The sequence below is a fragment of the Ochrovirga pacifica genome, assembly GCF_000220525.1.
In the GTDB taxonomy this organism is placed as follows: domain Bacteria; phylum Bacteroidota; class Bacteroidia; order Flavobacteriales; family Flavobacteriaceae; genus Ochrovirga; species Ochrovirga pacifica.
The window spans coordinates 43,337-67,035 of record NZ_AFPK01000045.1; the positions used below are offsets into that span (position 1 = coordinate 43,337).

At 34.2% G+C, this 23,699-nt stretch carries 24 protein-coding genes; 19 read left to right on the forward strand and 5 right to left on the reverse strand.

Annotation, left to right across the window (positions count from 1 at the left end; all coding sequences use genetic code 11):
• The first annotated feature begins 10 nt into the window (after positions 1–10).
• The 11 genes from rnc to FS85_RS0110025 all read left to right on the forward strand — a co-directional run bounded on the left by rnc (position 11) and on the right by FS85_RS0110025 (position 9,942).
• Positions 11–745, forward strand: a complete 735-nt coding sequence (gene rnc / locus FS85_RS0109975) for a ribonuclease III (RefSeq protein WP_010136109.1) — start codon at positions 11–13, stop codon at positions 743–745.
• A gap of 85 nt (positions 746–830) precedes the next feature.
• On the forward strand, positions 831–1,313 hold the full coding sequence (locus tag FS85_RS0109980; RefSeq protein ID WP_010136111.1) for an IPExxxVDY family protein: 483 nt from the start codon (positions 831–833) through the stop codon (positions 1,311–1,313).
• Between the two features lie 4 nt (positions 1,314–1,317).
• Positions 1,318–2,775 carry a pyruvate kinase gene (pyk, locus tag FS85_RS0109985; RefSeq protein ID WP_010136113.1) on the forward strand — a complete coding sequence of 486 codons (1,458 nt, stop codon included), beginning with the start codon at positions 1,318–1,320 and terminating at the stop codon, positions 2,773–2,775.
• 91 nt (positions 2,776–2,866) lie between these two features.
• Positions 2,867–3,592, forward strand: coding sequence for a metallophosphoesterase family protein (locus FS85_RS0109990; RefSeq protein WP_010136114.1), 726 nt, complete (start codon positions 2,867–2,869; stop codon positions 3,590–3,592).
• A 65-nt stretch (positions 3,593–3,657) separates the two neighbouring features.
• Entirely contained in the window at positions 3,658–3,867 is a 210-nt protein-coding gene (locus FS85_RS0109995) for a DUF6341 family protein (RefSeq protein ID WP_010136115.1), read from the forward strand.
• 16 nt (positions 3,868–3,883) lie between these two features.
• The gene (trmB, locus tag FS85_RS0110000; protein WP_010136116.1) at positions 3,884–4,555 is read left to right on the forward strand and encodes a tRNA (guanosine(46)-N7)-methyltransferase TrmB; all 672 of its coding nucleotides are present in this window, start codon (positions 3,884–3,886) and stop codon (positions 4,553–4,555) included.
• Between the two features lie 63 nt (positions 4,556–4,618).
• Positions 4,619–4,951, forward strand: coding sequence for an MGMT family protein (locus FS85_RS0110005; RefSeq protein WP_010136117.1), 333 nt, complete (start codon positions 4,619–4,621; stop codon positions 4,949–4,951).
• Positions 4,952–5,111: 160 nt separating this feature from the next.
• Positions 5,112–5,777, forward strand: coding sequence for a DUF4331 family protein (locus FS85_RS16935; RefSeq protein WP_010136118.1), 666 nt, complete (start codon positions 5,112–5,114; stop codon positions 5,775–5,777).
• A gap of 20 nt (positions 5,778–5,797) precedes the next feature.
• Positions 5,798–6,352 carry a DUF4331 family protein gene (locus tag FS85_RS16940; protein ID WP_010136119.1) on the forward strand — a complete coding sequence of 185 codons (555 nt, stop codon included), beginning with the start codon at positions 5,798–5,800 and terminating at the stop codon, positions 6,350–6,352.
• An 89-nt stretch (positions 6,353–6,441) separates the two neighbouring features.
• Positions 6,442–7,722: a tetratricopeptide repeat protein gene (locus FS85_RS0110020; protein WP_029489393.1), complete on the forward strand. Its 1,281-nt coding sequence runs from the start codon at positions 6,442–6,444 to the stop codon at positions 7,720–7,722.
• 9 nt (positions 7,723–7,731) lie between these two features.
• Entirely contained in the window at positions 7,732–9,942 is a 2,211-nt protein-coding gene (locus tag FS85_RS0110025; protein WP_010136121.1) for a TonB-dependent receptor, read from the forward strand.
• A gap of 122 nt (positions 9,943–10,064) precedes the next feature.
• Here FS85_RS0110025 and FS85_RS0110030 read toward each other — a convergent pair whose 3' ends face one another.
• Positions 10,065–10,871, reverse strand: coding sequence for an anti-sigma factor (locus FS85_RS0110030; RefSeq protein ID WP_010136122.1), 807 nt, complete (start codon positions 10,869–10,871; stop codon positions 10,065–10,067).
• A gap of 4 nt (positions 10,872–10,875) precedes the next feature.
• Positions 10,876–11,409, reverse strand: a complete 534-nt coding sequence (locus FS85_RS0110035) for an RNA polymerase sigma factor (protein ID WP_010136123.1) — start codon at positions 11,407–11,409, stop codon at positions 10,876–10,878.
• A 165-nt stretch (positions 11,410–11,574) separates the two neighbouring features.
• On the opposite strand from FS85_RS0110035, the gene FS85_RS0110040 reads away from it, so the two are divergent.
• The 5 genes from FS85_RS0110040 (at position 11,575) to FS85_RS0110055 (ending at position 14,704) form a co-directional block, all read left to right on the forward strand.
• Positions 11,575–12,711: an Mrp/NBP35 family ATP-binding protein gene (locus tag FS85_RS0110040; protein WP_010136124.1), complete on the forward strand. Its 1,137-nt coding sequence runs from the start codon at positions 11,575–11,577 to the stop codon at positions 12,709–12,711.
• Positions 12,712–12,749: 38 nt separating this feature from the next.
• A complete protein-coding gene (locus tag FS85_RS0110045; RefSeq protein ID WP_010136125.1) occupies positions 12,750–12,986 on the forward strand; it encodes a NifU family protein in 237 nt (78 codons plus the stop codon).
• Positions 12,987–13,081: 95 nt separating this feature from the next.
• Complete coding sequence (locus FS85_RS16980) at positions 13,082–13,402, forward strand: aldo/keto reductase (protein WP_010136127.1); 321 nt, start codon at positions 13,082–13,084, stop codon at positions 13,400–13,402.
• Positions 13,403–13,449: 47 nt separating this feature from the next.
• The gene (locus FS85_RS16985; protein WP_316927744.1) at positions 13,450–14,118 is read left to right on the forward strand and encodes an aldo/keto reductase; all 669 of its coding nucleotides are present in this window, start codon (positions 13,450–13,452) and stop codon (positions 14,116–14,118) included.
• 136 nt (positions 14,119–14,254) lie between these two features.
• Positions 14,255–14,704: a YHS domain-containing (seleno)protein gene (locus tag FS85_RS0110055; RefSeq protein ID WP_010136129.1), complete on the forward strand. Its 450-nt coding sequence runs from the start codon at positions 14,255–14,257 to the stop codon at positions 14,702–14,704.
• Positions 14,705–14,782: 78 nt separating this feature from the next.
• Here FS85_RS0110055 and tyrS read toward each other — a convergent pair whose 3' ends face one another.
• Positions 14,783–16,081 (reverse strand): tyrosine--tRNA ligase, encoded by a 1,299-nt coding sequence (tyrS, locus tag FS85_RS0110060; protein WP_010136130.1) that lies wholly within the window; start codon positions 16,079–16,081, stop codon positions 14,783–14,785.
• 639 nt (positions 16,082–16,720) lie between these two features.
• Here tyrS and uvrC point away from each other — a divergent pair.
• Genes uvrC through FS85_RS0110080 form a run of 3 tightly spaced genes read left to right on the forward strand, consistent with a single transcriptional unit; the run spans position 16,721 to position 21,504 of the window.
• Positions 16,721–18,520, forward strand: a complete 1,800-nt coding sequence (gene uvrC / locus FS85_RS0110070; protein WP_010136131.1) for an excinuclease ABC subunit UvrC — start codon at positions 16,721–16,723, stop codon at positions 18,518–18,520.
• A gap of 11 nt (positions 18,521–18,531) precedes the next feature.
• Complete coding sequence (locus FS85_RS0110075; RefSeq protein WP_010136133.1) at positions 18,532–20,748, forward strand: patatin-like phospholipase family protein; 2,217 nt, start codon at positions 18,532–18,534, stop codon at positions 20,746–20,748.
• A gap of 12 nt (positions 20,749–20,760) precedes the next feature.
• Entirely contained in the window at positions 20,761–21,504 is a 744-nt protein-coding gene (locus tag FS85_RS0110080; RefSeq protein ID WP_010136134.1) for a hypothetical protein, read from the forward strand.
• Between the two features lie 10 nt (positions 21,505–21,514).
• On the opposite strand, the gene FS85_RS0110085 is transcribed toward FS85_RS0110080, so the two are convergent.
• Both FS85_RS0110085 and FS85_RS0110090 read right to left on the reverse strand, forming a co-directional pair.
• Entirely contained in the window at positions 21,515–23,047 is a 1,533-nt protein-coding gene (locus FS85_RS0110085; protein WP_010136135.1) for an Rne/Rng family ribonuclease, read from the reverse strand.
• Between the two features lie 282 nt (positions 23,048–23,329).
• Entirely contained in the window at positions 23,330–23,620 is a 291-nt protein-coding gene (locus FS85_RS0110090; protein ID WP_010136136.1) for an HU family DNA-binding protein, read from the reverse strand.
• Between the last annotated feature and the right edge of the window lie 79 nt (positions 23,621–23,699).

Consider the following 23,699-nt stretch of genomic DNA (forward strand, 5'->3'; position numbering starts at 1 on the left):
TTATCAACTTTTGAAGTTTTTTAAAAATATAAAAAAATCTCGTTCTCAATCGGACGAGATTTTTTATTCACAGATAAAAAAAATTATAGGTTTTTCTCCTAGAAACCTAACCTATTACCAAAATGCATTTACCCATCCTTCTTTGCAAATAAAGGACAAAGACGGAAGAGCGGTTAATTACGAACGTCTAGAATATTTAGGCGATGCCATGCTAGGATCTATTATTGCTGCGTATTTGTACGACCAAGTTCCCAATGCAAATGAAGGTTATTTAACCCAAATGCGCTCTAAAATTGTTAGTAGAGAGCATTTAAACGAATTGGGTAAAGATTTAGAACTAGTAGAATATCTAAAAGCAAATATCACCAAAGGAAAACTAAGTAATAACATTCACGGAAACCTGTTTGAAGCCTTAATAGGAGCCATTTATCTAGACAGGGGATATCGTTTTTGCATCCGATTTATCAACAAAAAAGTCATTAGTCCTTATGTTGATTTAGACAAACTAGAAGGAAAAATTACTAGCTACAAAGGAGTTTTAATAGAATGGTCTCAAAAAAGCAAAAAAGAATTAAACTTTGAAGTTTATGAAGACACTGGTAATCAAAAAACAAAACATTTTAGCGTACGATTGTCTGTAGAAAGAAAAGTAGTTTCTAAAGGTAGAGCAACTTCTAAAAAAAGAGCCGAAGAAATGGCTGCCAAAAGAGCTTACTATGTTTTTCAGAACGAAATAGAAGCTTAATTTAAACACTTTCTTAGCAATTTTATACCCCAAAACTAATTGTTTATGATTATGTTTGTGTAGTTATCCGAATAAAAATAAAGCCATGGCTGCCGTTATTAAATTTTGTGATTGGATAGAAGATGAATGCTATGAAATTGTAGGAATTCACACCACTTTACAAGACTATAAATTGGCATATCGTATCAACCAAACACTCAATTTAAACCTGCATAGAATTTTTCCTGATGTAGATTTTGAAATCAACGAAAACGATAAAGCATATTTTTCTGTTTTTGAATATCATCAAAATAAAAGTTTATTAGATTGGTACCTAATTAAAAATAAGTTTTTAATCAAAGCCAAAAAATCCGAAGGTTTGTTTGCAACAGAGGACTCTTTTGTGTGCTCTTATGTATATTTGCAACCAGAGTTAAAAGGTGTAGATTTTTTATTAAAAATTCAAGGAGAATTAACAGAGCAGTATTTGTCATCGCTCTTAAAAAAAATAAATACCATAGAAGAAGTTGTTACTTCTTACATAGTAGACAAAAAAACACTAAACCATAAAGAACACTTAATTTTTTAAAAATATGTCACAGACAAAAAAAACCAAAATAGTTGCTACTTTGGGTCCTGCATTGACTGGAAAGAAAGAAAAACTTAGAGAACTAATCATTTCTGGAGTAAATGTATACAGAATCAATTTTTCTCATGCTGATTATGATGACGTTAGAACCAACGTAAGAATGATTAGAGAGTTGAACGAAGAGCTTGACTTTAACGTAGCCATTTTAGCAGATTTACAAGGACCAAAATTACGTGTTGGAGTAATGGCAGATGGTGTAGTATTGGCTCCTGGAGACGTTTTTAAATTCACTACCGAAAAGTGTGAAGGTACTCAAGAAAAAGCCTTTATGACTTATCAACAATTTCCTAAAGACGTAAAAGTAGGGGAAAAAATCTTGGTAGATGATGGAAAATTAATGTTCGAAGTTACTGAAACCAATGGAGAAGATTTGGTAACAACCAAAGTGTTAAGAGGTGGACCTTTAAAATCTAAAAAAGGGGTAAACTTACCAAACACAAACATCTCTTTACCTGCATTGACAGAAAAGGATATTAAAGACGCTAAGTTTGCATTAAGTTTAGAGGTAGACTGGATGGCTTTATCTTTTGTGCGTAACCCTAAAGACTTAGAGGACATTCATACATTAATCGAAGAAAATTCTGACACATCAGTATATAGAACTCGTGTAATTTCTAAAATTGAAAAACCAGAAGCTCTAGAAAATATTGATGCAATTATTGCCAATACAGATGCTATTATGGTAGCTCGTGGAGATTTAGGAGTAGAAATTCCAATGTCTGAAGTACCATTAGCTCAAAAAATGTTGGTAAGAAAATGTAAAGAAGCTAAAATTCCTGTAGTAATTGCTACACAAATGATGGAAACCATGATTGAGAACTCTGTACCTACTCGTGCAGAAGTAAACGACGTTGCCAACTCTATTATGGATGGTGCCGATGCAGTAATGTTGTCTGGTGAAACTTCTGTAGGTGCATTTCCTAACGAAGTTATTCAGGTAATGAGACAAATTATATTAAACGTAGAAAACTCTAACTTAATTGAAGTTCCTAGAGAATTCCCTGATCCAGATACAGATTCAGACAGAGCTATTACCAATGCCATTTGTTATCAAGCTGCTTTATTAGCAGAAAATATTAGCGCTAAAGTAATTTCTACTATTACCAACTCTGGTTATACTGCACAACAAATCTCTGCCTTAAGACCAAAGTCTCAAATTTTGGCTTTCGCATCAGACAAAAGAGTATTGCGTATGATGAATATAATGTGGGGAGTAAAAGGTAGATTTTATGAGCCAAACACACACTTCTCTACAGATATTATTAGAGATGTAAATAACATTGCTTTGGAAAGTGGATATTTACAAGAAAATGATACTGTTGTTAATTTAACCTCAACACCAATTATGGAAAAAGGAGATGTAAACACAATTCGTATTTCTAAAGTAGACTTGTCTAAGTAAATTATTTAGTATAAAAATAAAAAAAGGAACTGTTAATTCAGTTCCTTTTTTTATTTTGAGAATCCTTTATTTTGCATAAAAAAACAAAAAAATGGCAAGGACATTAGTAATAGGAGACATACATGGAGGTTTTAGAGCTTTGGAGCAAATTTTAGAAAGAGCCAAAGTAAGCACAGATGACACCTTGATTTTTTTAGGTGATTATGTAGATGGTTGGAGCGAATCTTTTGAAACACTTAACTTATTGATATCTTTAAAAGCATCTCATAATTGTATTTTTTTACGAGGAAATCATGACGAATTGTTTTACGAATGGCTAAAGAACGGAAAAGACAATCCAAACTGGTTGTTGCACGGTGGTCAGGCAACTTTAGATTCTTACAGAAATCGCCCTTTAAATTTTATTCAAATTCACGCTAACTTTTTAGAAAATTTAGACAACTACTACCTAGACAACAAAAACCGATTGTTCTTACATGCTGGTTTTACCAACATCAAGGGAATAGAGCATGAGCATTTTTCTAAAATGTTGTACTGGGATCGGTCTTTATGGGAAACAGCATTAGCCGCTAGAAATTTACCTGAAAATGATCCGTACTATCCAGAAAGGTTAAAAATATATTCAGAAATATTTATAGGGCACACTCCACTATCCAAAATAAACATAGACAAACCCATGTTGGTGTCTGGAGTTTGGAATGTAGATACAGGAGCAGCTTTTACCAATCCACTAACCATTATGGACATAGACACCAAAGAATTCTGGCAAAGCGATCCGCTTCCTAATTTATATCCAAATGAAAAAGGAAGAAATTAAGGTTAAAAATTACCCAGTCTCAAACTTTATATTATTTTTGCTACGCTAATACAATTTAAAATAAAATGACAGCACTAAACATCTTTCACGCTATTGATGATTTGTTCACAAACGGATTGTTTTTACCATTTAAAGCTTTGCGTTTTAACGGAAACTGGTGGGTATCAAATGCAATTAATTTTGCTTTTGTAGTGGTATTGTTAATCTACTTAGGGTACTGGATGAAAGAATCTAAAAGATTCAAAGACGAAGGAACAGAGGATTTGCCAAAATAAGAAGGATTACTAGCATTTGGGAAGTAAAAATAAATTAAAACGTTTTAACGAAAACAAAACGTTTGACAATGTCATACAGCCTACTCGTGATGAGGTCATCAACGGATTTCCTCATAAGGGAAAGTGGGCTTCTTTTTTTGGAAACAACAATCCTATTGTGTTAGAACTAGGTTGTGGTAAAGGTGAATATACTGTAGCCTTGGCTAAAAAAAATCCAAAAGTTAACTACATTGGTATCGATATCAAAGGAGCAAGATTTTGGAGAGGTGCCAAAACAGCTACCCAAGAAAACCTACCCAACGTAGCTTTTATTCGTACACAGATTGAACTGGTTGATTTTATTTTTGAAGAAAATGAAGTCAGCCAAATTTGGATTACTTTTCCCGATCCACAAATCAAGTACAAACGAACAAAACACCGTCTTACTGGTGAGGCCTTTTTAAAAAAATATCATAAAATTTTACATATAGAAGGTCTTATGCATCTAAAAACTGATAGTGAATTTATGCATGGTTATACCTTAGGACTTTTGCATGGGCAAGGACAAGAAATTTTATATGCCAACAACGATGTATATCGTCAAGAAGGTGCTCCAGAAGAAGTATTAAAAATTCAAACATATTACGAATCTCAGTATTTAGAGATTGGGAAACCCATTACGTACATAAAGTTTAGATTAAAATATTAAGATACGCATCCTTTTAGGGATGCTTTTTTATTTTTATTGGTGAATTCACCAATTTTTTAGCAATTGAAACCAGACAAACAAGACTTTTTTAAGCAAGTGCACCAAGTAGCCAAATTAATACCTAAAGGTAGAGTGACTAGTTACGGAGCCATTGCTAATTATTTAGGTGCAAAATCTTCTGCACGAGTGGTGGGTTGGGCCATGAATGCTGCTCATGGTGATTTGTCTATTCCCGCACATAGAGTAGTAAATAGATTGGGCATGCTAAGCGGAAAACATCATTTTGAGGGAATTAACCTAATGCAGCAATTGTTAGAAAGCGAAGGAGTTGCAATTAAAGACAACCAAGTGCAAGATTTTAAAGCTGTATTTTGGAATCCTTCTGAAGAACTGTAAAAAAATAAAAATATTTTTACAAATTTAAAAACCTGATTAACAAATAATTAATCAAAACCACTACAATATTTCCTCAAAAATTAAAACTTTTTTAAAACCAAAAGAAACTTTCTTTCGTAAGTAATTGTGTAAACGTTTTTAATCATTAAACATCACAATTATGAAAACAAGAAAATTACTAACCGGACTTGCTGCTCTTGCACTTGTTTCTGGAATTTTAATTGCAGCCGACCACATTGATGCACCAGCTGTAAAAGGAGGAACTAGCGATATTACCGACTTTTATGCTTTTCAAGGAGAAAACACAAACAACATGGTGTTTGTTGCCAACGTGCAAGGATTGATTTCTCCAACCGATTCTGAAACCGCTTCTTTTGACGAAGATGTATTGGTAGAGTTCAACATTGATACCGATGGTGATTATGTAGAAGACTACGTAATTCAGGCAATTCCTAAAGGAAACAACATGTACATTTACGGACCAGCAATGCCCAACGAAACAGGAGCCAACAGCACACTTTTAGACGACATGTACAAAAGTATGGTAGCCATTACTCCTTATGGATCTACAGCTATTACAGCAACAACCAACGCAGATGCAGTAAGCGGTGTAAAAGCTTTTGCTGGATTAAGAGACGACCCTTTCTTTATGGATTTTGCCAGATACTCAGAAATTGTTGGAGGTATGGCCACAGAATTTAACAACCCTGGTGCAGATACTTTTGCGGGAACCAATGTAAAATCTATTGTGGTAGAAGTACCAAAAACGATGATTGGTACTTCTGGAACCATCAACACTTGGGTAACTACAAAAAGAAAACAATAATCTAAAAAAACTAAAAAATTATGATACGTAAAATAACCAACCTAGCCTGTGTACTCTTCGTTGCAATTACTGCTGTTAACTGTTCTAGCGATGATGATAACAATACCATGATGGAACCAGAAACCAAAGCCGTTTATGCTTTAGAAGATCAAATGGGTAGACCCGCAGTAAATACAGTATTTGTAGCTTCGGAAGACAAAGATGATTTTAACATGACATTACCATCACAACAAGGTGCAAAGTATGCTGGTAAATTTAAAACAAACTTACAAGCGTTAAGTCCTGCTTTTAACGAATCTTCAGATATGAATGCGTTGGGACAAGATGCTACCGCTTTTACCAATTTATTAGCTACTGATGTACTAAACGTTTCTTTAGACGGAAAAACTACTTTTTATGACGGAGACAATGTACTAACAGGTAGAGCCTTAGCAGATGATGTAATTACAGTAGAATTACTACTAATTTTTGGAGGAGAAGACTTTACTGAAAATCCAACGCTTTCGGATGACAATGTAAGCATGAATGACAAAGATTTTTTAACGTCTTTTCCTTACTTAGCATCTCCTTGGTAAAAATATAGTATACCCCATAAAATTTACCCCTGTACTGAATGTTGCTTTTTAAGCAACATTCAGTTTTAACCAAACTAACCCCCACAATTATGAAAAAAATAAAAAAATACTTTCTGTTTGTTTCTTTTGTACTGTTTTCTTGTCATCAAGAAAAAAAAGATGTGGTTCAGTTACAAGATCTTAATCCATACCTACAAAACCAACAAGACCAAGCTCTTCAAAAGATTCATCAAAACAAAAAATTCTGGGAAGAAAAACTTAGCTCTAACCCCAATCAATTTCCTTATGCTGTAAAAATAGCAGGATTAGAAACTCAACTTTTTTCTAAAACAGGAAACATACAGCATTTAAAAAATGCCGAAAAACAACTTACAAAAGCAGTCACGGCTTCGGGCAGAAAAAAATCTAGCTATCTAAGATCTTTGGCTAGAAATTACATTTCACAACATCAATTTAAAAAAGCTTTAGACCTGTTATTACAAGCAGAAAGCAATGGGGACCAAAAACAAGAAACTATAAAAATGTTGTTTGATGTATACCTAGAACTTGGTGATGATAAAAATGCCGAAATCTATTTAGGAAAAATTAAAGACAAACGTTCTTTTGATTATCTAATTCGTTTAGCCAAATGGGAAGATCATCACGGAAATTTAGATGCAACTATTGCGTATATGGAAGAAGCTTTAAAAACCACACAACAAAAAAAACATACCGATTTAGAACAATGGAGCTTAACCAATCTAGCGGATTATTATGGTCATCATGGAGAAATAGAAAAGTCTTACAACTATTATTTAAAAGCTTTAGAAAAAAATCCGAATAACTACTATGCACTTAGAAAAATAGCATGGATTTCTTATGCTAACGATAAAGACCCTAAAGAAGCTAATACAATTTTAACACAAGTGTACACAAAATATCAAGGATTAGATATAGATTTGTTGGCTTATGAAATCGCAAAATATCAAAATCAGAATTCAGAAGAATTGTTAGCTAAATACTGGAACGAAGTACAAAACTCAGCTTATGGAGAAATGTACAATATGTACAATTTTGACTTATTGATTGCTGAAAAAGAATATCAAAAAGCTTATCAAATTGCTCTAAAAGAAGTAAACAATAGACCTACTGATGCTGCCTATTCTATGCTGGCTTTGGCAAAAGCCCATGTAGACACACCTGATAAAGGTATGGAAATTCTAAAAGAACATAATGTAGTAGAATCTAGCGAACCTAAAGTATTGTTACGTGTTGCCAAAATTTACAGTTTAAAACAACACAAAGATGCCTTAGAAATTATTAGACATCAACTACAAAGTGCAAGTTTTGAATTAGGCCCACTTGCGATGAATGAATTGAACCAACTTTAAACATTAGATATGATTAAATTAAACTATTGTCTATTATTACTATTGTCCTGCTCTTTTAGTTTTGCACAAATTTGCAAAGGAAAGGTTACTGACAATAACGGAACTGCTATCGATTATGTTTTGGTAACCCACGCACAAAACAAAATGCACGTTCATACTTCTTTTGATGGGGTTTTTGAAGTAGGAAACCTAAAAAAAGGAGACACTTTAATATTTTCTAAAATGGGTTACCAACCATTAAAAAAAGCCTATAATCAAAATCAAATATTGGTCGTATTAACCCCAGAAACCGTTTCTTTAGAACAGGTGGTTTTAACAAACGATATTCACAATGCAAGCGTTATTACCGCTTTGGATATTCAAAAAAATCCTATCAAATCTTCACAAGAAGTATTAAATAAAATTCCTGGATTGGTAATTGGTCAACATGCAGGTGGTGGTAAAGCAGAACAAATTTTTTACCGAGGTTTTGATATAGACCACGGAACCGATTTACAGATTAATGTAGATGGTATTCCTGTAAACATGGTGTCTCATGCACACGGACAAGGATATTCAGACCTACATTACGTAATTCCAGAAACCATTGAGGGAATGGATTTTTTACCAGGAACTTACAACCCTAAACAAGGAAACTTTGCTACTACAGGAACCGTAAACATCATCAGCAAAGAACGTTTGCAAAACAACAAATTGCAACTAGAAATTGGTCAATTTGATACTCAACGCTTGTTGTTTATGAATTCATTCATCAACAAAGCCAACGAAAGTGCTTACATCGCTACAGAGTATATCAGTTCTGATGGCCCTTTTGATAGTCCTCAAAACTTTAAACGTTTTAACATAAGCAGCAAATACGCTAAAACAATACAAAACACCAAGTTTGTATTCTCTTTATCTCATTTTATGAGTAGCTGGAATGCCTCTGGACAAATTCCACAAAGAGCTGTAGATAGTGGAATCATTGGTCGTTTTGGTGCCATTGATGATAGCGAAGGTGGAGAAACATCTAGAACCAATGCTTCCTTAAGCATTCAAAAAAAATACGATGATCAATCGGTATTTAAACACTTGTTGTACTATAGCAATTATCAGTTTGATTTGTATTCTAATTTTACGTTTTTCCTAAACAATCCTGTAGACGGAGATCAAATTTATCAAACTGAACAAAGAAATCTTTTTGGTTACCAATCAGATTATCAAAAAGAATTGTTTTTGACCAATGAAAAGTCGGTATTGTTATTGGCTGGAATTGGAGTACGTACAGATAGAGTAGATGATATTGCACTAAACAGAACCAAAAACAAAACAGAATTATTAAGCCAGGTTCAAGACGGAAAAGTAAACGAAACCAACTTTTTTGCTTATGTAGGAGCTGATTTTGAATTGAACAAATGGAAACTTAGTCCGTCCGTACGTTTGGATAGGTTTAGTTTTGGCTACCAAGATAATTTAATGGGAGATGGAAAGTTGAATGAGCAAAGAGCAATTGTAGTAAGCCCCAAATTAAGCACCACCTATACCCCAAACAATCAGTGGCAATTATTTGCAAAAATAGGACAAGGATTTCATACCAACGATAGTCGTCTGGTGCTAAACACTTTAGGAGATGATATTCCAAAAGCCTATACTTCTGATCTTGGTTTTGTATGGAAAACTACCCCAAAATTGCTATGGGCCTTTACGGCTTGGGGAATGATTTCTGAACAGGAATTTGTATATGTGGGTGATGAAGGAGTGGTAGAGCCTAATGGAGAATCTATTCGTAAAGGTCTGTCGTTAACCACTCGCTACCAACCAATCAAACACTGGTTTTTAAATGTAGATGCAGATTATACTCATGCTCGATTTAGAGACGAACCTAACGGTGCTGATTATGTGCCTTTAGCTCCAGATTTTGTGGTAAAGGGAGGAATTGCTTACAAAAAAGAAAAAGGTTTTTATGGTAATATAAATATGGTTCACATCAACGATCGTCCTGCCAATGAAGACAATTCTATTGTAGCCAATGGCTATACCGTAACCCATTTAAACTTAGGCTACGCTTGGGATAAAATTAATTTTGGGGTGCAAATTCAAAATTTGTTCGATGTAGACTGGAACGAAACTCAGTTTGCTACCGAATCTAGATTAGCAACCGAAACCAATTCGGTAGAAGAAATTCACTTTACACCAGGAACCCCATTCTTTATCAAAAGTAGTATTTCTTATAAATTTTAGTTCATTAGGTTGAATGTAGTGAGTTGGGTCATCTGTGGGGGATGGCCCTTCTTTTTTGTCTAAAACTTAAATACACAAAAACCCCTTGTTTAAAGAATTAAACAAGGGGTTTTATTTTCTTTCTACGATATTTTTGTCAATCCTAGCGTATACAACTGTTCTAAAGTTGGCGATATACTTCCTCCTTCTGGCTCTAAAGTAATTCCAAACGCTTGCGATGCATTGTTGTTTCCTACCTTTACAAATCGTTTTCCTTGGCTATGTGCATCTAAAGTACCTAAGCTTGTTGGGGTTAACGGATTTAATGTTAACGACCATAACTGATACACTTTTCCTTTAGGTGCTGGTGGTAAACCTTCTAAATCTAAATACATTTCTTCAGTATCTTGATTCCAGTACACTGATGCATACGTTTCGGGAGCCACTTTTTGTCCTGCCAAATCTACTTTTACTGTTTCTTTAGAGGTAATAAAAGCAATCACTTCTTCTTGCGTATTCATTTCTAACTTAGCAGCTATCAAATCGGCTTGTAGTGCTTGTTTCTCTGTTTTAATAGAATCTTTAACAATGGTTTGTGCCGTCAACTTTTCATTTAGCTCACTTTTGCTATAATACAAACTTGCAACACCTACCATTAAAACAACACTAGCTGCCCAGCCCATATAATGGTGCCATCGTATAGGAATAACTTTTTGTTGTCTCTGGTGTAAACTGCGTAACAAATTACCAAAAGGTTTTGCTTTCAAATCTTTAGGCTTGCTTACTTCAGCAATTTTAACAACCGTTTGTTCTATCTGTTGTACGTATTCTCTTAATTCAGGATATTTTTGCAGATTGCTATAAACCTCGTAACTATCTTCTCTATTTAGCGTTCCTGCTACATAAAGTTCCAAAATACCCGATTCTATATATTCTTTTATATCTATCATGGTGCTATGGGTTTAAACTAAGTTTTAACGAACTTAAACAGCTACGGCTTCTTGTTTTTACCGTTCCTAGCGGTATTTCTAACGCTTCCGAAGTTTCTTTTTGAGTATATCCTTTGTAAAAAATCAGATCGATGAGTTTTCTACACTTTTCAGAAAGTTTTTTAATGTTGGCATACAACATTTTTTCCTGATCGTCTACCTCTCTCTCTTCGGGCTGTGATATATGTACGAAAATATCTATGTTTTGGTTCTTTTTTAAGTCTTTATATTCTTTAGACCTTGTTTTGTCAATAGCTGCATTTCTAGAAATATTAAGCAACCAAGTAAAAAAACGACCTCTCTTGGGCGAATAACTTTCAATATTATCCCAAACTTTTAAAAAAACTTCTTGTAAAATGTCTTTAGACAAATCTTCGTCTTGTAAAATGTTATGAATTACGCCCAACATACTTTCATGATACATGTTGTATAGTTTTTCGTAAGCTTTTACATCTTTTTCTTCTTGAAATTTTTTCACTAAAAAATCCACTTCGTCCATAATTTCTAGTTTAGAATAGCTCTGAAAAATAAGCAATTGTATCTACAAACCAAAAACATATAGCGTTATTCTGTAAGAAAAAAGAACTCACAAAGACAAAACACATCACTTAGCCAGAATAAAGCCAAATACCGTATCTTTGTATATCAAAATAAAACTGTTTTCATGACTGTAACAAAATCAGAAATCAAAGCCATTTTAGAAACTTTAACCGCTCCTGGAGAAGGAAAAAGTTTGATAGAAAATAACAACGTAACCAACATCAACGTTTTTGGTGACGAGGTAGTAGTAGATGTACAAATTAGCAACCCAACCCTACAAGCCAAAAAGAAAACCGAAAGCGAAATAGAAAAAGCAATTGTAACAGGTTTTCCTGGTACTCGTGTTAAAGTAAACCTAACCGTTGCAGCAAAAAAAGAAACTCCTAAAACAGACACAAACGTAATTAAAGGAGAAAAAATACCTGGTATTCAAAATATTGTAGCCATCGCTTCGGGAAAAGGTGGGGTAGGTAAATCTACCGTAACTGCAAATATGGCCATTACTTTGCAAAAAATGGGCTTTAAAGTAGGCGTACTAGATGCCGATGTATACGGACCTTCTATGCACCTAATGTTCGACGTAGCCAAAGAGAAACCAATCTCGGTAAATGTAGACGGTCGCTCTAAAATGAAACCTGTAGAAAACTACGGAATTAAATTATTGTCTCTTGGATTTTTTACCAATCCTAACGAAGCAGTAATCTGGAGAGGACCAATGGCTTCCAAAGCGTTAAACCAAATGATTTTTGATGCAGACTGGGGAGAATTAGATTTCTTATTAATCGATTTACCTCCAGGTACAGGAGACATTCACCTATCTATAGTACAAGCCTTGCCAATTACTGGTGCAGTCGTGGTAAGTACACCACAAAACATTGCTTTGGCCGATGCTAAAAAAGGAGTAGCCATGTTCGAACAAAAAAGCATTAAAGTTCCTGTATTAGGAATTGTTGAAAACATGAGCTATTTTACACCAGAAGAATTGCCAGAAAACAAATACTACATCTTTGGACAAGATGGTGCCAAACATTTGGCACAAGATTTACAAACAGCATTTTTAGGCGAAATTCCATTGGTACAAGGAATTAGAGAAGCAGGTGATGTAGGACATCCCGTAGCCTTACAAAATGGAACCCCTCAAGAACAGGCTTTCCAAGAAATTACTAAAAATATGGCTTCTGAACTTATCAAAAGAAACCAAGACTTACCTCCTACCGAAGTGGTAAAAATTACAACAATGAGTGGTTGCTCTACCAAATAATTAGTAGTATATTTAAACCTGAAATTAATTTGAGAATCATGACAGCAGAAGATTTGCAGAAAAAAGTAGAAATAGCCCTAGAAGAAATACGCCCCTTTTTGGTAACAGACGGAGGAGACATCTCTTTAGTAGCCATAGAAGAAAACGTTGTCAAAGTAAAGCTAGAAGGAGCTTGTGTGGGTTGTAATGTAAATCAAATGACCTTAAAAAACGGAGTAGAAGCAACCATAAAAAAACACGCTCCACAAATAGAGAGCGTTATAGACGTGAGCTAAATAAAACAGCAATATAAGAGTTATAAAACCACCAAAAGTATCTTAAGTTTTTAAGATACTTTTTTAATATAAAAGAAATACCAAAACAAAAAAAAATGAAGTACACAACTATCCCTAATACCAATATTAAAGTCTCTAAAATATGTTTGGGGTCTATGACTTGGGGAGAACAAAACACCCAAGCCGAAGGTCACCAACAAATGAGCTACGCATTAGAACAAGGGGTCAATTTTATCGATACTGCAGAACTGTATTCCATCCCTGGAAACAAAAACACTCAAGGATCTTCCGAACGTATCATTGGTACTTGGTTAAAAAATCAAAAAAGAGAAGAGATTGTAATTGCCAGTAAAATTACAGGACCCAACCCTACATTTTCTTACATAAGAGAACCTCAACCTTTTACCAAAAACTAATTCTAGAAACCGTAGAAAAAAACCTAAAACGCTTACAAACAGACTATATAGACTTATATCAGTTGCATTGGCCAGACAGAAATGTCAACTTTTTTGGACAACTAAATTACAAACACAATTCACAAGAACAATGGAACGATATAATTGCTGAAATTGTAGAAGCAATGAACCAACTAATCCAGCAAGGTAAAATTCGCCACTACGGCTTGTCTAACGAAACTCCATGGGGAACCATGAGACACCTAAACGAAGCCGATAAAGCAGGTAGCTCTAGATGCAAAACCACACAAAACCCATATTCTTTATTAAACAGAAGTTACGAGGTAGGAATGGCAGAGGTATCTATGAGAGAAAACGTGGGACTGTTGGCCTACTCTCCTTTAGGTTTCGGAGTCCTAACAGGAAAATACTTCAACAACCAAAAACCCAAAGATGCACGTATTACTCTGTACCCAAATTACAATCGCTATAGCAACCAACAAGCAATATTTTTAGCAGAACAATACAACGTCTTAGTAAAAAAACACGGACTTACCTTAACCGAACTTTCTTTGGCTTTTATAGCACATCAACCCTTTGTAACCTCCACTATTATAGGAGCTACAAAAATGGAACAACTAAAAGAAAACATTGCTACCATAAACGTTAATTTATCTCAAGAATTGTTACAAGAAATTGATCAAATACACAAACTACAACCCTTTCCAGCACCGTAACTATTCTAACAACAACCATACACCCAAAAGCAACATACTGTACACAGCATGTTGCTTTTTTATAAACATAAATAGTGTGTTTCTTTTGTAATTCTATAATTTTTCCATCGACTACAACAATACAAACCACCAATTTATGAAACAATTTATACGAACCCTTGCCCTATTTGTAACTTGCATAGCTTTTGCACAACAAAAAGACTATTACGTAAAAAACGGAGCAGCCATAGAAGGATATGATGTCGTCTCGTATTTCAATCACAAACCAACCCAAGGAAAAAAAGAATTTACCACACAGTACAACGGAGTCCAATTTCGATTTGCAAACGCCAAAAACTTAGCCAAATTCAAAGCAAACCCTACCAACTACCTACCTCAATACGGAGGTTGGTGTGCCTACGCTTTGGGCAAAAACAACAAAAAATACAGCATCAACCCAGAAACCTATCAAATAAAAAACAAAAAACTTTATTTATTTTACAATAGTTGGGGAACAAATACGTTACATAAATGGAAAGAAGAAAATCCAGAAGAATTAAGAAAGCAAGCCGACAAAAATTGGGCTTCCTACCAAAATAAAAAATAGTTTAGTTTAGTTTTTTAACAAAAAGCTCCTTCATGCGTACTTTGCATAAGGAGCTTTTTTATAAATTCAATTTATCTACTAAACCAGTTTCAGTAAAAAATAACTTTTTTTACCACGTTGTAACAACACATATTTCTCGGCAATCAAATCATTTGCAGTAATACAATAATCTTCCTTTACCTTAACTTTATTTACCGATACCGCATTCTCTTTCAACGCACGTCTAGCATCAGAATTAGTTTTCAAAAATTGCGTTTTAGCCGCCAAAGCCCCAATCATATCCAAACCATCACTCAACTCATCCTTACTCAATTCTGCCTGAGGCACTCCATCAAAAACATCCAAAAACGTTTGCTCATCTAACGATTTCAAATCCTCCGCCGTAGATTTCCCAAACAAAATATTCGATGCCTTTACCGCATTGTCAAAATCCTCCCTAGAATGCACCATTACAGTAACCTCTTCGGCCAACTTTTTTTGCAACAAACGCTCATGTGGTGCCTCCCTATGCGTAGCCACCAACGCTTCTATTTCTTCCTTACCTAAAAAAGTAAATTTTTTGATAAAATTTTCAGCATCCTCATCCGAAGAGTTCAACCAATACTGATAAAACTTATAAGGCGATGTTCTACTCTTATCCAACCAAACATTCCCACCTTCAGACTTTCCAAACTTAGTACCATCCGCTTTAGTAATCAACGGACAAGTCAACGCATACGCCTTTCCTTGTGCCTTACGCCTTACCAACTCCGTACCCGTAGTAATATTTCCCCACTGATCCGAACCTCCCATTTGCAGCTTACAATTTTTAGCCTTATACAAATGCAAAAAATCATACCCCTGAAACAATTGATACGTAAACTCCGTAAAACTCATCCCCTCAGCACCATCTTCTCCAGTAAAACGTTTTTTTACCGAATCTTTAGCCATCATATAATTCACCGTCAAATGCTTTCCAATATCACGAACAAAATCCAACATCGAAAAATCCTTCATCCAATCATAATTGTTCACCAATTCTGCCGAATTCTCTCCCTCACCATCAAAATCCAAAAAACGCTCTAACTGCCCCTTAATCCCAGCCACATTATTCGCCAACGCTTGCTCATCCAACATATTCCTTTCTGCCGATTTTCCCGATGGATCCCCAATCATCCCCGTAGCACCTCCTACCAAAGCAATAGGCTTATGCCCTGCTCTCTGAAAATGCATCAAAACGATAATAGGAATCAAACTACCAATGTGCAAAGAATCTGCCGTAGGATCAAAACCAATATACCCCGAAGTCATTTCTTTTTCCAGTTGTTCTTCCGTACCGGGCATAATGTCATGCATCATTCCCCTCCATTTTAACTCTTCTACAAAATTGTAAGCCATCTTTAAAAATTTTCAGCAAAGATAATTTTTCAATTCACAAATAGCAATTGACAGTAAACAAATAGCAACTGGTTTTTAGATAGCAAACACATATACTCTCATTCACCACTCCCCATCCACCTCATTCCCATTCCCCACACTAGTTGTCAATACTTATCCAAAACACACAACAACCTAAACAATCACAAACCATTACTGTTACCAACATTTGCAATCCCATCACACAACTATTTTTTTATTGATAAACACTCTTACACAATATTTTTTGGTTGATGCGATCTGTTTTTTGTTTCATGCTCCGTAATTTACATTTCTTCCTTTGCAATTTGTATTTTTGCTATCGTTAAAAACAATTCATGCTTTGTAAAATATATTTTTTACAACCTATTCTACTTTTTTTTCTTTGTAATTAGCATTCATTGTATTGTCAAAAAAAAATCTTGCATTGCCATTTACATTTCATACAACCTGTTGTGTATTTTCTCCTTTGTAATTTAGATTTATTTCATAGTCAAAAACCATACAAGCAACATGTTTTTTACACAATGCCTTGTCACTTTTATGCCTTCCATCTTCCATTCATAATTCAAGAACTAAAAAAACTAAGATCACAAAATCAAGAATCCTTAAATTTGTGTTGTGAAAACTCATCCAAACATCAAACTAAAAATAGCCGTACTCCCAACCACACCCGGAGTCTATCAGTATTTTGATAAAGAAGGCACTATTATTTACGTCGGTAAAGCCATCAATCTTAAAAAAAGAGTAAGCAGTTACTTTACCAAAACACACGACGATGCCAAAACACGCATCTTAGTTTCTAAAATTTGCGACATTAAACACATCGTGGTTGCCACAGAAACCGATGCGCTGCTATTAGAAAACAACCTGATAAAAAAATACAAACCCAAATACAACGTATTACTAAAAGACGACAAAAGTTATCCATGGATTTGTATTAAAAAAGAACGCTTTCCAAGAATATTTGTAACCCGAAAGATTATAAGAGACGGTTCGGAATATTTTGGTCCTTACACCAATGTAAAAACCGCCTACGCCCTGTTAGATTTAATAAAAGAACTCTATCAAATACGCAGTTGTGTTTTTGATTTAAGCCCCGAAAACATCAATACAGGAAAATTTAAAGTTTGTTTAGACTACCACATAAAAAAATGCAAAGGCCCCTGCGAAGGCTTACAAACCGAAACAGCCTATAATCTACAAATACAAGCTATTAAAAACATCATTAAAGGAAACTTTAAACAGTCTTTAGTAGCTTTTCGTGATATGATGCAAGATTTTGCAGAAAAATTAGAATTTGAAGAAGCCCAAAAAATAAAAGAGAAAATTGATTTATTAGCCAATTACCAAGCCAAATCTACCATTGTAAGTCCCACCATCAATAATGTTGATGTATTTTCTATTTTATCGGATGACACTGCAGCTTATGTTAATTTTTTTAAGATTTCTAACGGTTCAATTATACAATCGCACACCACGGAGATTAAAAAGAAACTAAACGAAAGCGATAAAGAGCTGTTAGAACTTGCTATTGTAGAACTCAGAGATCGTTTTGACTCCATTAGCCCAGAGATTTTTGTGCCTTTTAAGGTAAACGTAGGCGAAAACATTAAAGTTACCGTACCCAAACAAGGAGACAAACTTAGAGTGGTTGAACTTTCTCTTAGAAATGCCAAATATTACAGACAAGAACAGTTTAAACAAGTACAAATTGTAGATCCGGAACGCCATACCAAACGTATTATGGCTCAGATGAAAAAGGATTTACGTTTAAGCGAAGAACCAAGACATATTGAATGTTTTGATAACAGTAACATACAAGGAACCAATCCTGTTGCTGCGTGTGTGGTATTTAAAGACGGAAAACCTAGCAAAAAAGATTACCGCCATTTTAACATTAAAACCGTAGAAGGTCCCGACGACTTTGCCTCTATGGAAGAAGCCGTTTACAGACGTTACAAACGTTTGCTAGACGAAGACCAACCATTGCCCCAATTAATTTTGATAGACGGTGGGAAAGGACAGCTGTCGTCGGCCTTAAAAAGTTTAGATCTGTTAGGCTTGCGAAACAAAATTGCTATTATCGGAATAGCCAAGCGTTTGGAAGAACTCTTTTTTCCTGAAGACCCCATTCCATTGTATTTGGATAAAAAATCAGAAACGCTTAAAATTTTACAGTATTTAAGAAACGAAGCCCATCGTTTTGGAATTACACATCACCGAAACAGACGTAGCAACAGTTCTCTAAATTCTGAATTAGAAAACATTCCTGGAATAGGAAAACAAAGCGTAGAAACTTTGTTGCAATATTTTAAATCTGTAAAGCGAATTAAAGCTGCAAACCTAGAGCAGTTAACCAATGTTATTGGTGCTTCTAGAGCCAAAAAAATACATTCATTTTTCCGTGAAAAAGAATAACTTTGAGGAATATGAAGCATGTACTAACCCTTTTAATTCTCTTATTTTTTTCCTTTAGTTTTTCTCAAACTAAAAAACAAAAGGCACCCAAAATTGGTTTGGTGTTAAGCGGAGGTTCTGCTAAGGGTTTTGCACATATAGGAGTCTTAAAAGCTATTGAAGAGGCTGGTTTAGAGTTGGACTATATTGGAGGAACCAGTATGGGAGCTGCTGTAGGAGCATTGTATGCAACAGGATATTCTGCTAAACAGGTAGATTCGATTATTATGGCTATCGATTTCGAAAAAATGCTTACTGACCAAATAGACCGAAAATACTATTCTTTTTTTGACAAAAAACACAGCCAAAAATACTTGTTAACTCTTCCTATAAAAGGTCTTAAAGTTGGTTTGCCTTTGGCTTTATCCAAAGGGCAAAATACCTACAACACGCTAAGTCAACTCTTTCACCCTGTGGCTCATATTCGCGATTTTTCTAAATTGCCTATTCCCTTTTTTTGTATGGCAACAAACATAGAAACGGGAAAACAAGTAGAAATAAACTCCGGTTCTTTACCAATTGCCATTCGTTCTAGTGCATCTTTACCTACTTTGCTATCTCCTAGCAAATTAGATTCTATTACTGTAATTGATGGAGGAATTTCTAACAACTTTCCCATTCAAGAAATGAAGAAAAAAGGAGTGGACTATGTGATTGGTGTAGACGTTCAAGGTTTTTTAAAAAAATCGGACAACATAGATTCTGCGATCAAGGTAATAGATCAAATTGTAAACTTTCAGCTTTATGGTAAAGATTCTACCGACTTTAAAAAAGAAGTAGATTTGTACTTACACCCCAATGTAAAAGATTTTAGCATTATTGATTTTGATAAAAAACGTGAAATCATTGATGCAGGATACGAAAAAGCAAAGAATTATATTGCTGAATTTAAAGCAATAGCATCACAACAAAATCGAAGAAAAAAAAGAGAAAAAATTATTTTATCTAACAAAATGTACCGTGTAAATAGCTACGAAATTTATGGAGCAAAAAACTACACGCGAAGATATATTAGAGGAAAACTAAATTTTAAAGAAGGGGAATCTATCTCTTTAAAAACCTTTAATCAAAATATTAATTACGCAACAACCAGTAGCAATTTTAGCAATATTTATTACGATTTTAATGAAAAAGACTCTATTGTAGATTTAAAAATACACCTAACCGAAAATCCAAATTTTCAATATTTAAGACTCGGAGCTCATTACGACAATATTTACAAATTAGCTGGCTTGGTAAACTATACACAAAAACACCTTTTGCTACAAAACGATATCTTTTCGGTTGATTTTGCTTTTGGAGACAACATACGCTACAACCTAAATTACTTTATAGACAATGGGCATTTTTTGGGATATGGACTTTTTTCTAGATTCAATCAACTAGAAACAAACATCAATTCTCCCAATTTTATGGATATGAATGTAAATTCCATCAACCTTAACCACCATGATTTTACCAACTATTTATATTCACAAATAAACTATCAAAATAAATATGCTATTTCTGTAGGTTTAGAACACAAACACCTTAGAATTTACACCAACAGTTTTGCATCAGAAAGAGACCAAAACAGGACTTTTTTTGACAAGAGTCATTATCTAAACTTTGTAGCCAAACTAGAAGCGGACACCTATGACCAAAAAAGCTTCCCAACCAAAGGAGTGCTTATTGATGCTTCTTGGAGAACCTATTTACTGTCTAACAACTACAATGGTGATTTTGCTCCTTTTTCGCAATTAAGAGCAAAAGTAGAAGGAACATGGACCATTTCTAACCGATGGACATTTATGGGACAAGCAGATGGTGCAGTTAGCTTTTCGGACAATACACCCGAACAATTTAGTTATTTATTAGGAGGATACGGAGATAACTTTATCAACAACTTTGTTCCCTTTCTAGGATACTCTTTTACAGAGCTACAAGGAAACTCTTTCTTAAAAACTTTGGGAACTTTTCGTTTTCGTTACTACAAAAAAAATTATATTGATTTTTCGACCAATTACGGTTTAGTTTCCGATGATATTATTGAATTTATGAGGCATGACTCCTTTTTTCAAAATGCACGAACAGGATACGCCGTTGGTTTGTGTTCTAGCACCATTCTAGGACCTATAGAAATAAAATATGCATGGTCTCCCGAAAATAGGTTTGATAGAGTGTATATTAGTGCTGGATTTTGGTTTTAACACAAACTACGCATGAATACTTTAGTTCGCATTAACAAAAACACAAACCTGTCTATTCTTATTATTCTGCTATGGACTCCTTTTTTATTTTTTGATTCAACCTACTTTAGCAATTATTATTTTGACGGAAAAGTTATTACCACCTTATGTGTACTTGTTATTGATGGATTTTTGTTATACACAGCTTCTTTACGATTAAAAATCCAAATTTTATTAATGATTCCTTTATCGTGGTTAGGAGAACACCTTTTTTGCAATGTTTGGGATATGTACGATTACAGAGCAGGAACGATACCTTTGTACGTTCCTTTTGGGCACGCAGGTGTTTTTGCATTTGGATGGCTACTTACACAAAAATACGTAACCAAACACAACAGCATAACACTAAAAAGAAGCTTTACTATTTTTTATGCTTTGGCATTTTTTATTGTCATCACCTTTTTTAAAGACACCTTAAGTATGCTACTAGGAGCTCTCTTTTTTTGGGCTCTAAAAAGAAAAAAATTTCTTCCTTTTTACCTAATTATGGGGACACTAGTGCTTTATTTAGAACTTGCCGGCACCTATTTACAAGTTTGGACCTGGAGTAATCAACAAGGGTTTTTTACCACTACCAACCCTCCTTTAGGAGCTATTTTTTTATATGTAGGAGGAGATATGACCCTAAACAAATTAACACGATTTTTACTAAAACTAAGAAGAAAGAAAAAATTACGACATAAAAAAAGCCTCATCAGTAATACTGACAAGGCTTAATGATATGATTTTACTTTTTGAAAGAGAATTTGTATTGCAAGTACATATACGCATCTCTAGGGATTATTTTTATCCATTTTTTGTGCTCTACAAACCATTTTCGTTGTTGCATACGCATTTTTCTTTTTAAGTAAGCAGCCACAAAAGGATGTACATGTAAAAATAAATCTTCATTACGCTTTCTTTGATTCGACAAGATTTTTCTAAGTTCTACATCCAATTTATCAATCAGCACAATAGGTGCTTCTACCTTTCCGTTTTTGTTAGGATTTGGCTCTTGAGTATTGATGTTGGTTTCTGGTCGAACCCTTTGACGAGTTATTTGCACTAAACCAAACTTACTAGGAGGTAAGATTTTATGTTTGGTTCTATCAGAGGCCATTTCATTTTTAAGGTGTTCGTAAAGTTTTTGTCTGTTTTCATTGGTATTCATATCAATAAAATCGACTACTATAATTCCACCCATGTCTCTTAAACGCAACTGTCGTGCTATTTCAGTTGCGGCAATTAAATTCACTTCTAGTGCTGTGTCTTGTTGGCTTGTTGCCTTGTTAGAACGGTTTCCACTGTTTACATCAATAACATGTAAAGCCTCTGTGTGTTCTATTACTAAATAAGCACCTTTGCTCATCGATACAGTTTCTCCAAAAGCGGCTTTAATTTGTCTTTCAATTCCAAATTTTTCAAATATAGGAACGTGTCCTTGATAGTCTTTTACCATTCCTACTTTGCCTGGATCAATTTCTTCGATATAATCTCTAATTTCGTCGGCTAAGTCAGAATCGTCGACAACAATATTTGTAAAAGAATCGTTTAAGACATCTCTTAGAATAGAAGATGCTCTGTTTAATTCACTCAAAACTTTGGATGGTGTGTTTGTATTAGGAATACGTTCGCACATTTCTACCCAACGTTGTAGCGAATTTTGTAAATCTTTGTCTAATTCTGCAACTTTTTTTCCTTTTGCTACTGTGCGCAGAATTAGCCCAAACCCTTTAGGTTTGATACTTTTGGCCAATTTCTTTAATCTGTCTTTTTCTTTGGGATCTTCTATCTTTTGAGAAACCGACACTCTATTAGAAAAGGGCACTAAAACTAAATATCTACCTGCAATAGACAGTTCAGAACTAATTCTGGGTCCTTTGGTAGATATAGGTTCTTTTACAATTTGAACAAGAATATTTTGCTTTGGTTTTAACACCTTGTCAATAGTTCCTCCTTTGTCAATATCTTTTTCAAATTGAAAGTTTTTAAGCGTAAAATCTTTATAATTACCTGTACTTACTTTTTTCAAAAAACTATTAAGTGATTGAACTTGAGCTCCCAAATCATGATAATGTAAAAAACCGTCTTTGGCATAACCTACATCTACAAAAGATGCATTTAAACCTTTTAAGACTTTTCCTGCTTTGGCTAAAAATATATCACCTACAGAAATTTTATTATCATTAGATTCGTTGTTTAACTCAATTAATCTTCCATCTCTTAACAGTGCAAAATCAATATCAGAAGAATTTGAACGAATAATTAATTCTAATTTCATCCTGATGTTGTTTAAGTGCTACTATTAGCAACACGATTAAAAATAAGTAATTGATAATTAAGACCGAGGTCTTAATGTCAATGAACATGTATAGTTTTTTATAAAAACTACAAAAAACAAGAAAAAGTAAGTTTATATAAACTTACTTTTTCTTATGTCTGTTAGCTCTTGATCTTTTTTTACGTTTGTGTGTAGAGATCTTAGCTCTTTTTCTCTTTTTACCACTTGGCATAATGTATAATTTTTATGTCTCTAAATTAGAGAGAGTTAATAATTTGTTTTTTATTTTACCTCAACTTTTGCTTTCACTCCTTCTGTAAACGTTTTAGCTGGTTTAAAAGCAGGTATGTTGTGTGCAGGTATTTTAATTGTTGTGTTTTTAGAAATGTTTCTTCCTGTTTTTTCCGCTCTTGTTTTAATTACAAAACTTCCGAACCCTCTCAAGTAAACATTGTCACCATTTTCTAAAGCATTTTTTACTTCATCCATAAATGCTTCAACAGTTGCCAATACATCAGCTTTTTCAATCCCTGATTTGTCTGCAATCGTCGTAACTAAATCTGCTTTCGTCATTTCTTATAATTTTATTATGTTATTTTCCAGAAAAATTGAGGACGCAAATATATGATAATTAATTAATTCTAAAAAGATT

What these genes read in the sequence shown, in the direction of transcription:
- FS85_RS0110090 (WP_010136136.1), bottom strand. Translation starts at nt 23,620, where the DNA reads ATGACGAAAGCAGATTTAGTTACGACGATTGCAGACAAATCAGGGATT.
- FS85_RS0110030 (WP_010136122.1), bottom strand. Translation starts at nt 10,871, where the DNA reads ATGATAGATATAAAAGAATATATAGAATCGGGTATTTTGGAACTTTAT.
- FS85_RS0109995 (WP_010136115.1), top strand. Translation starts at nt 3,658, where the DNA reads ATGACAGCACTAAACATCTTTCACGCTATTGATGATTTGTTCACAAAC.
- pyk (WP_010136113.1), top strand. Translation starts at nt 1,318, where the DNA reads ATGTCACAGACAAAAAAAACCAAAATAGTTGCTACTTTGGGTCCTGCA.
- FS85_RS16935 (WP_010136118.1), top strand. Translation starts at nt 5,112, where the DNA reads ATGAAAACAAGAAAATTACTAACCGGACTTGCTGCTCTTGCACTTGTT.
- FS85_RS0110045 (WP_010136125.1), top strand. Translation starts at nt 12,750, where the DNA reads ATGACAGCAGAAGATTTGCAGAAAAAAGTAGAAATAGCCCTAGAAGAA.
- FS85_RS0110040 (WP_010136124.1), top strand. Translation starts at nt 11,575, where the DNA reads ATGACTGTAACAAAATCAGAAATCAAAGCCATTTTAGAAACTTTAACC.
- FS85_RS16980 (WP_010136127.1), top strand. Translation starts at nt 13,082, where the DNA reads ATGAAGTACACAACTATCCCTAATACCAATATTAAAGTCTCTAAAATA.
- FS85_RS0110020 (WP_029489393.1), top strand. Translation starts at nt 6,442, where the DNA reads ATGAAAAAAATAAAAAAATACTTTCTGTTTGTTTCTTTTGTACTGTTT.
- FS85_RS16940 (WP_010136119.1), top strand. Translation starts at nt 5,798, where the DNA reads ATGATACGTAAAATAACCAACCTAGCCTGTGTACTCTTCGTTGCAATT.
- FS85_RS0110035 (WP_010136123.1), bottom strand. Translation starts at nt 11,409, where the DNA reads ATGGACGAAGTGGATTTTTTAGTGAAAAAATTTCAAGAAGAAAAAGAT.
- FS85_RS0109980 (WP_010136111.1), top strand. Translation starts at nt 831, where the DNA reads ATGGCTGCCGTTATTAAATTTTGTGATTGGATAGAAGATGAATGCTAT.
- FS85_RS0110080 (WP_010136134.1), top strand. Translation starts at nt 20,761, where the DNA reads ATGAATACTTTAGTTCGCATTAACAAAAACACAAACCTGTCTATTCTT.
- FS85_RS0110025 (WP_010136121.1), top strand. Translation starts at nt 7,732, where the DNA reads ATGATTAAATTAAACTATTGTCTATTATTACTATTGTCCTGCTCTTTT.
- tyrS (WP_010136130.1), bottom strand. Translation starts at nt 16,081, where the DNA reads ATGGCTTACAATTTTGTAGAAGAGTTAAAATGGAGGGGAATGATGCAT.
- FS85_RS0110085 (WP_010136135.1), bottom strand. Translation starts at nt 23,047, where the DNA reads ATGAAATTAGAATTAATTATTCGTTCAAATTCTTCTGATATTGATTTT.
- FS85_RS0109990 (WP_010136114.1), top strand. Translation starts at nt 2,867, where the DNA reads ATGGCAAGGACATTAGTAATAGGAGACATACATGGAGGTTTTAGAGCT.
- FS85_RS0110055 (WP_010136129.1), top strand. Translation starts at nt 14,255, where the DNA reads ATGAAACAATTTATACGAACCCTTGCCCTATTTGTAACTTGCATAGCT.
- FS85_RS0110075 (WP_010136133.1), top strand. Translation starts at nt 18,532, where the DNA reads ATGAAGCATGTACTAACCCTTTTAATTCTCTTATTTTTTTCCTTTAGT.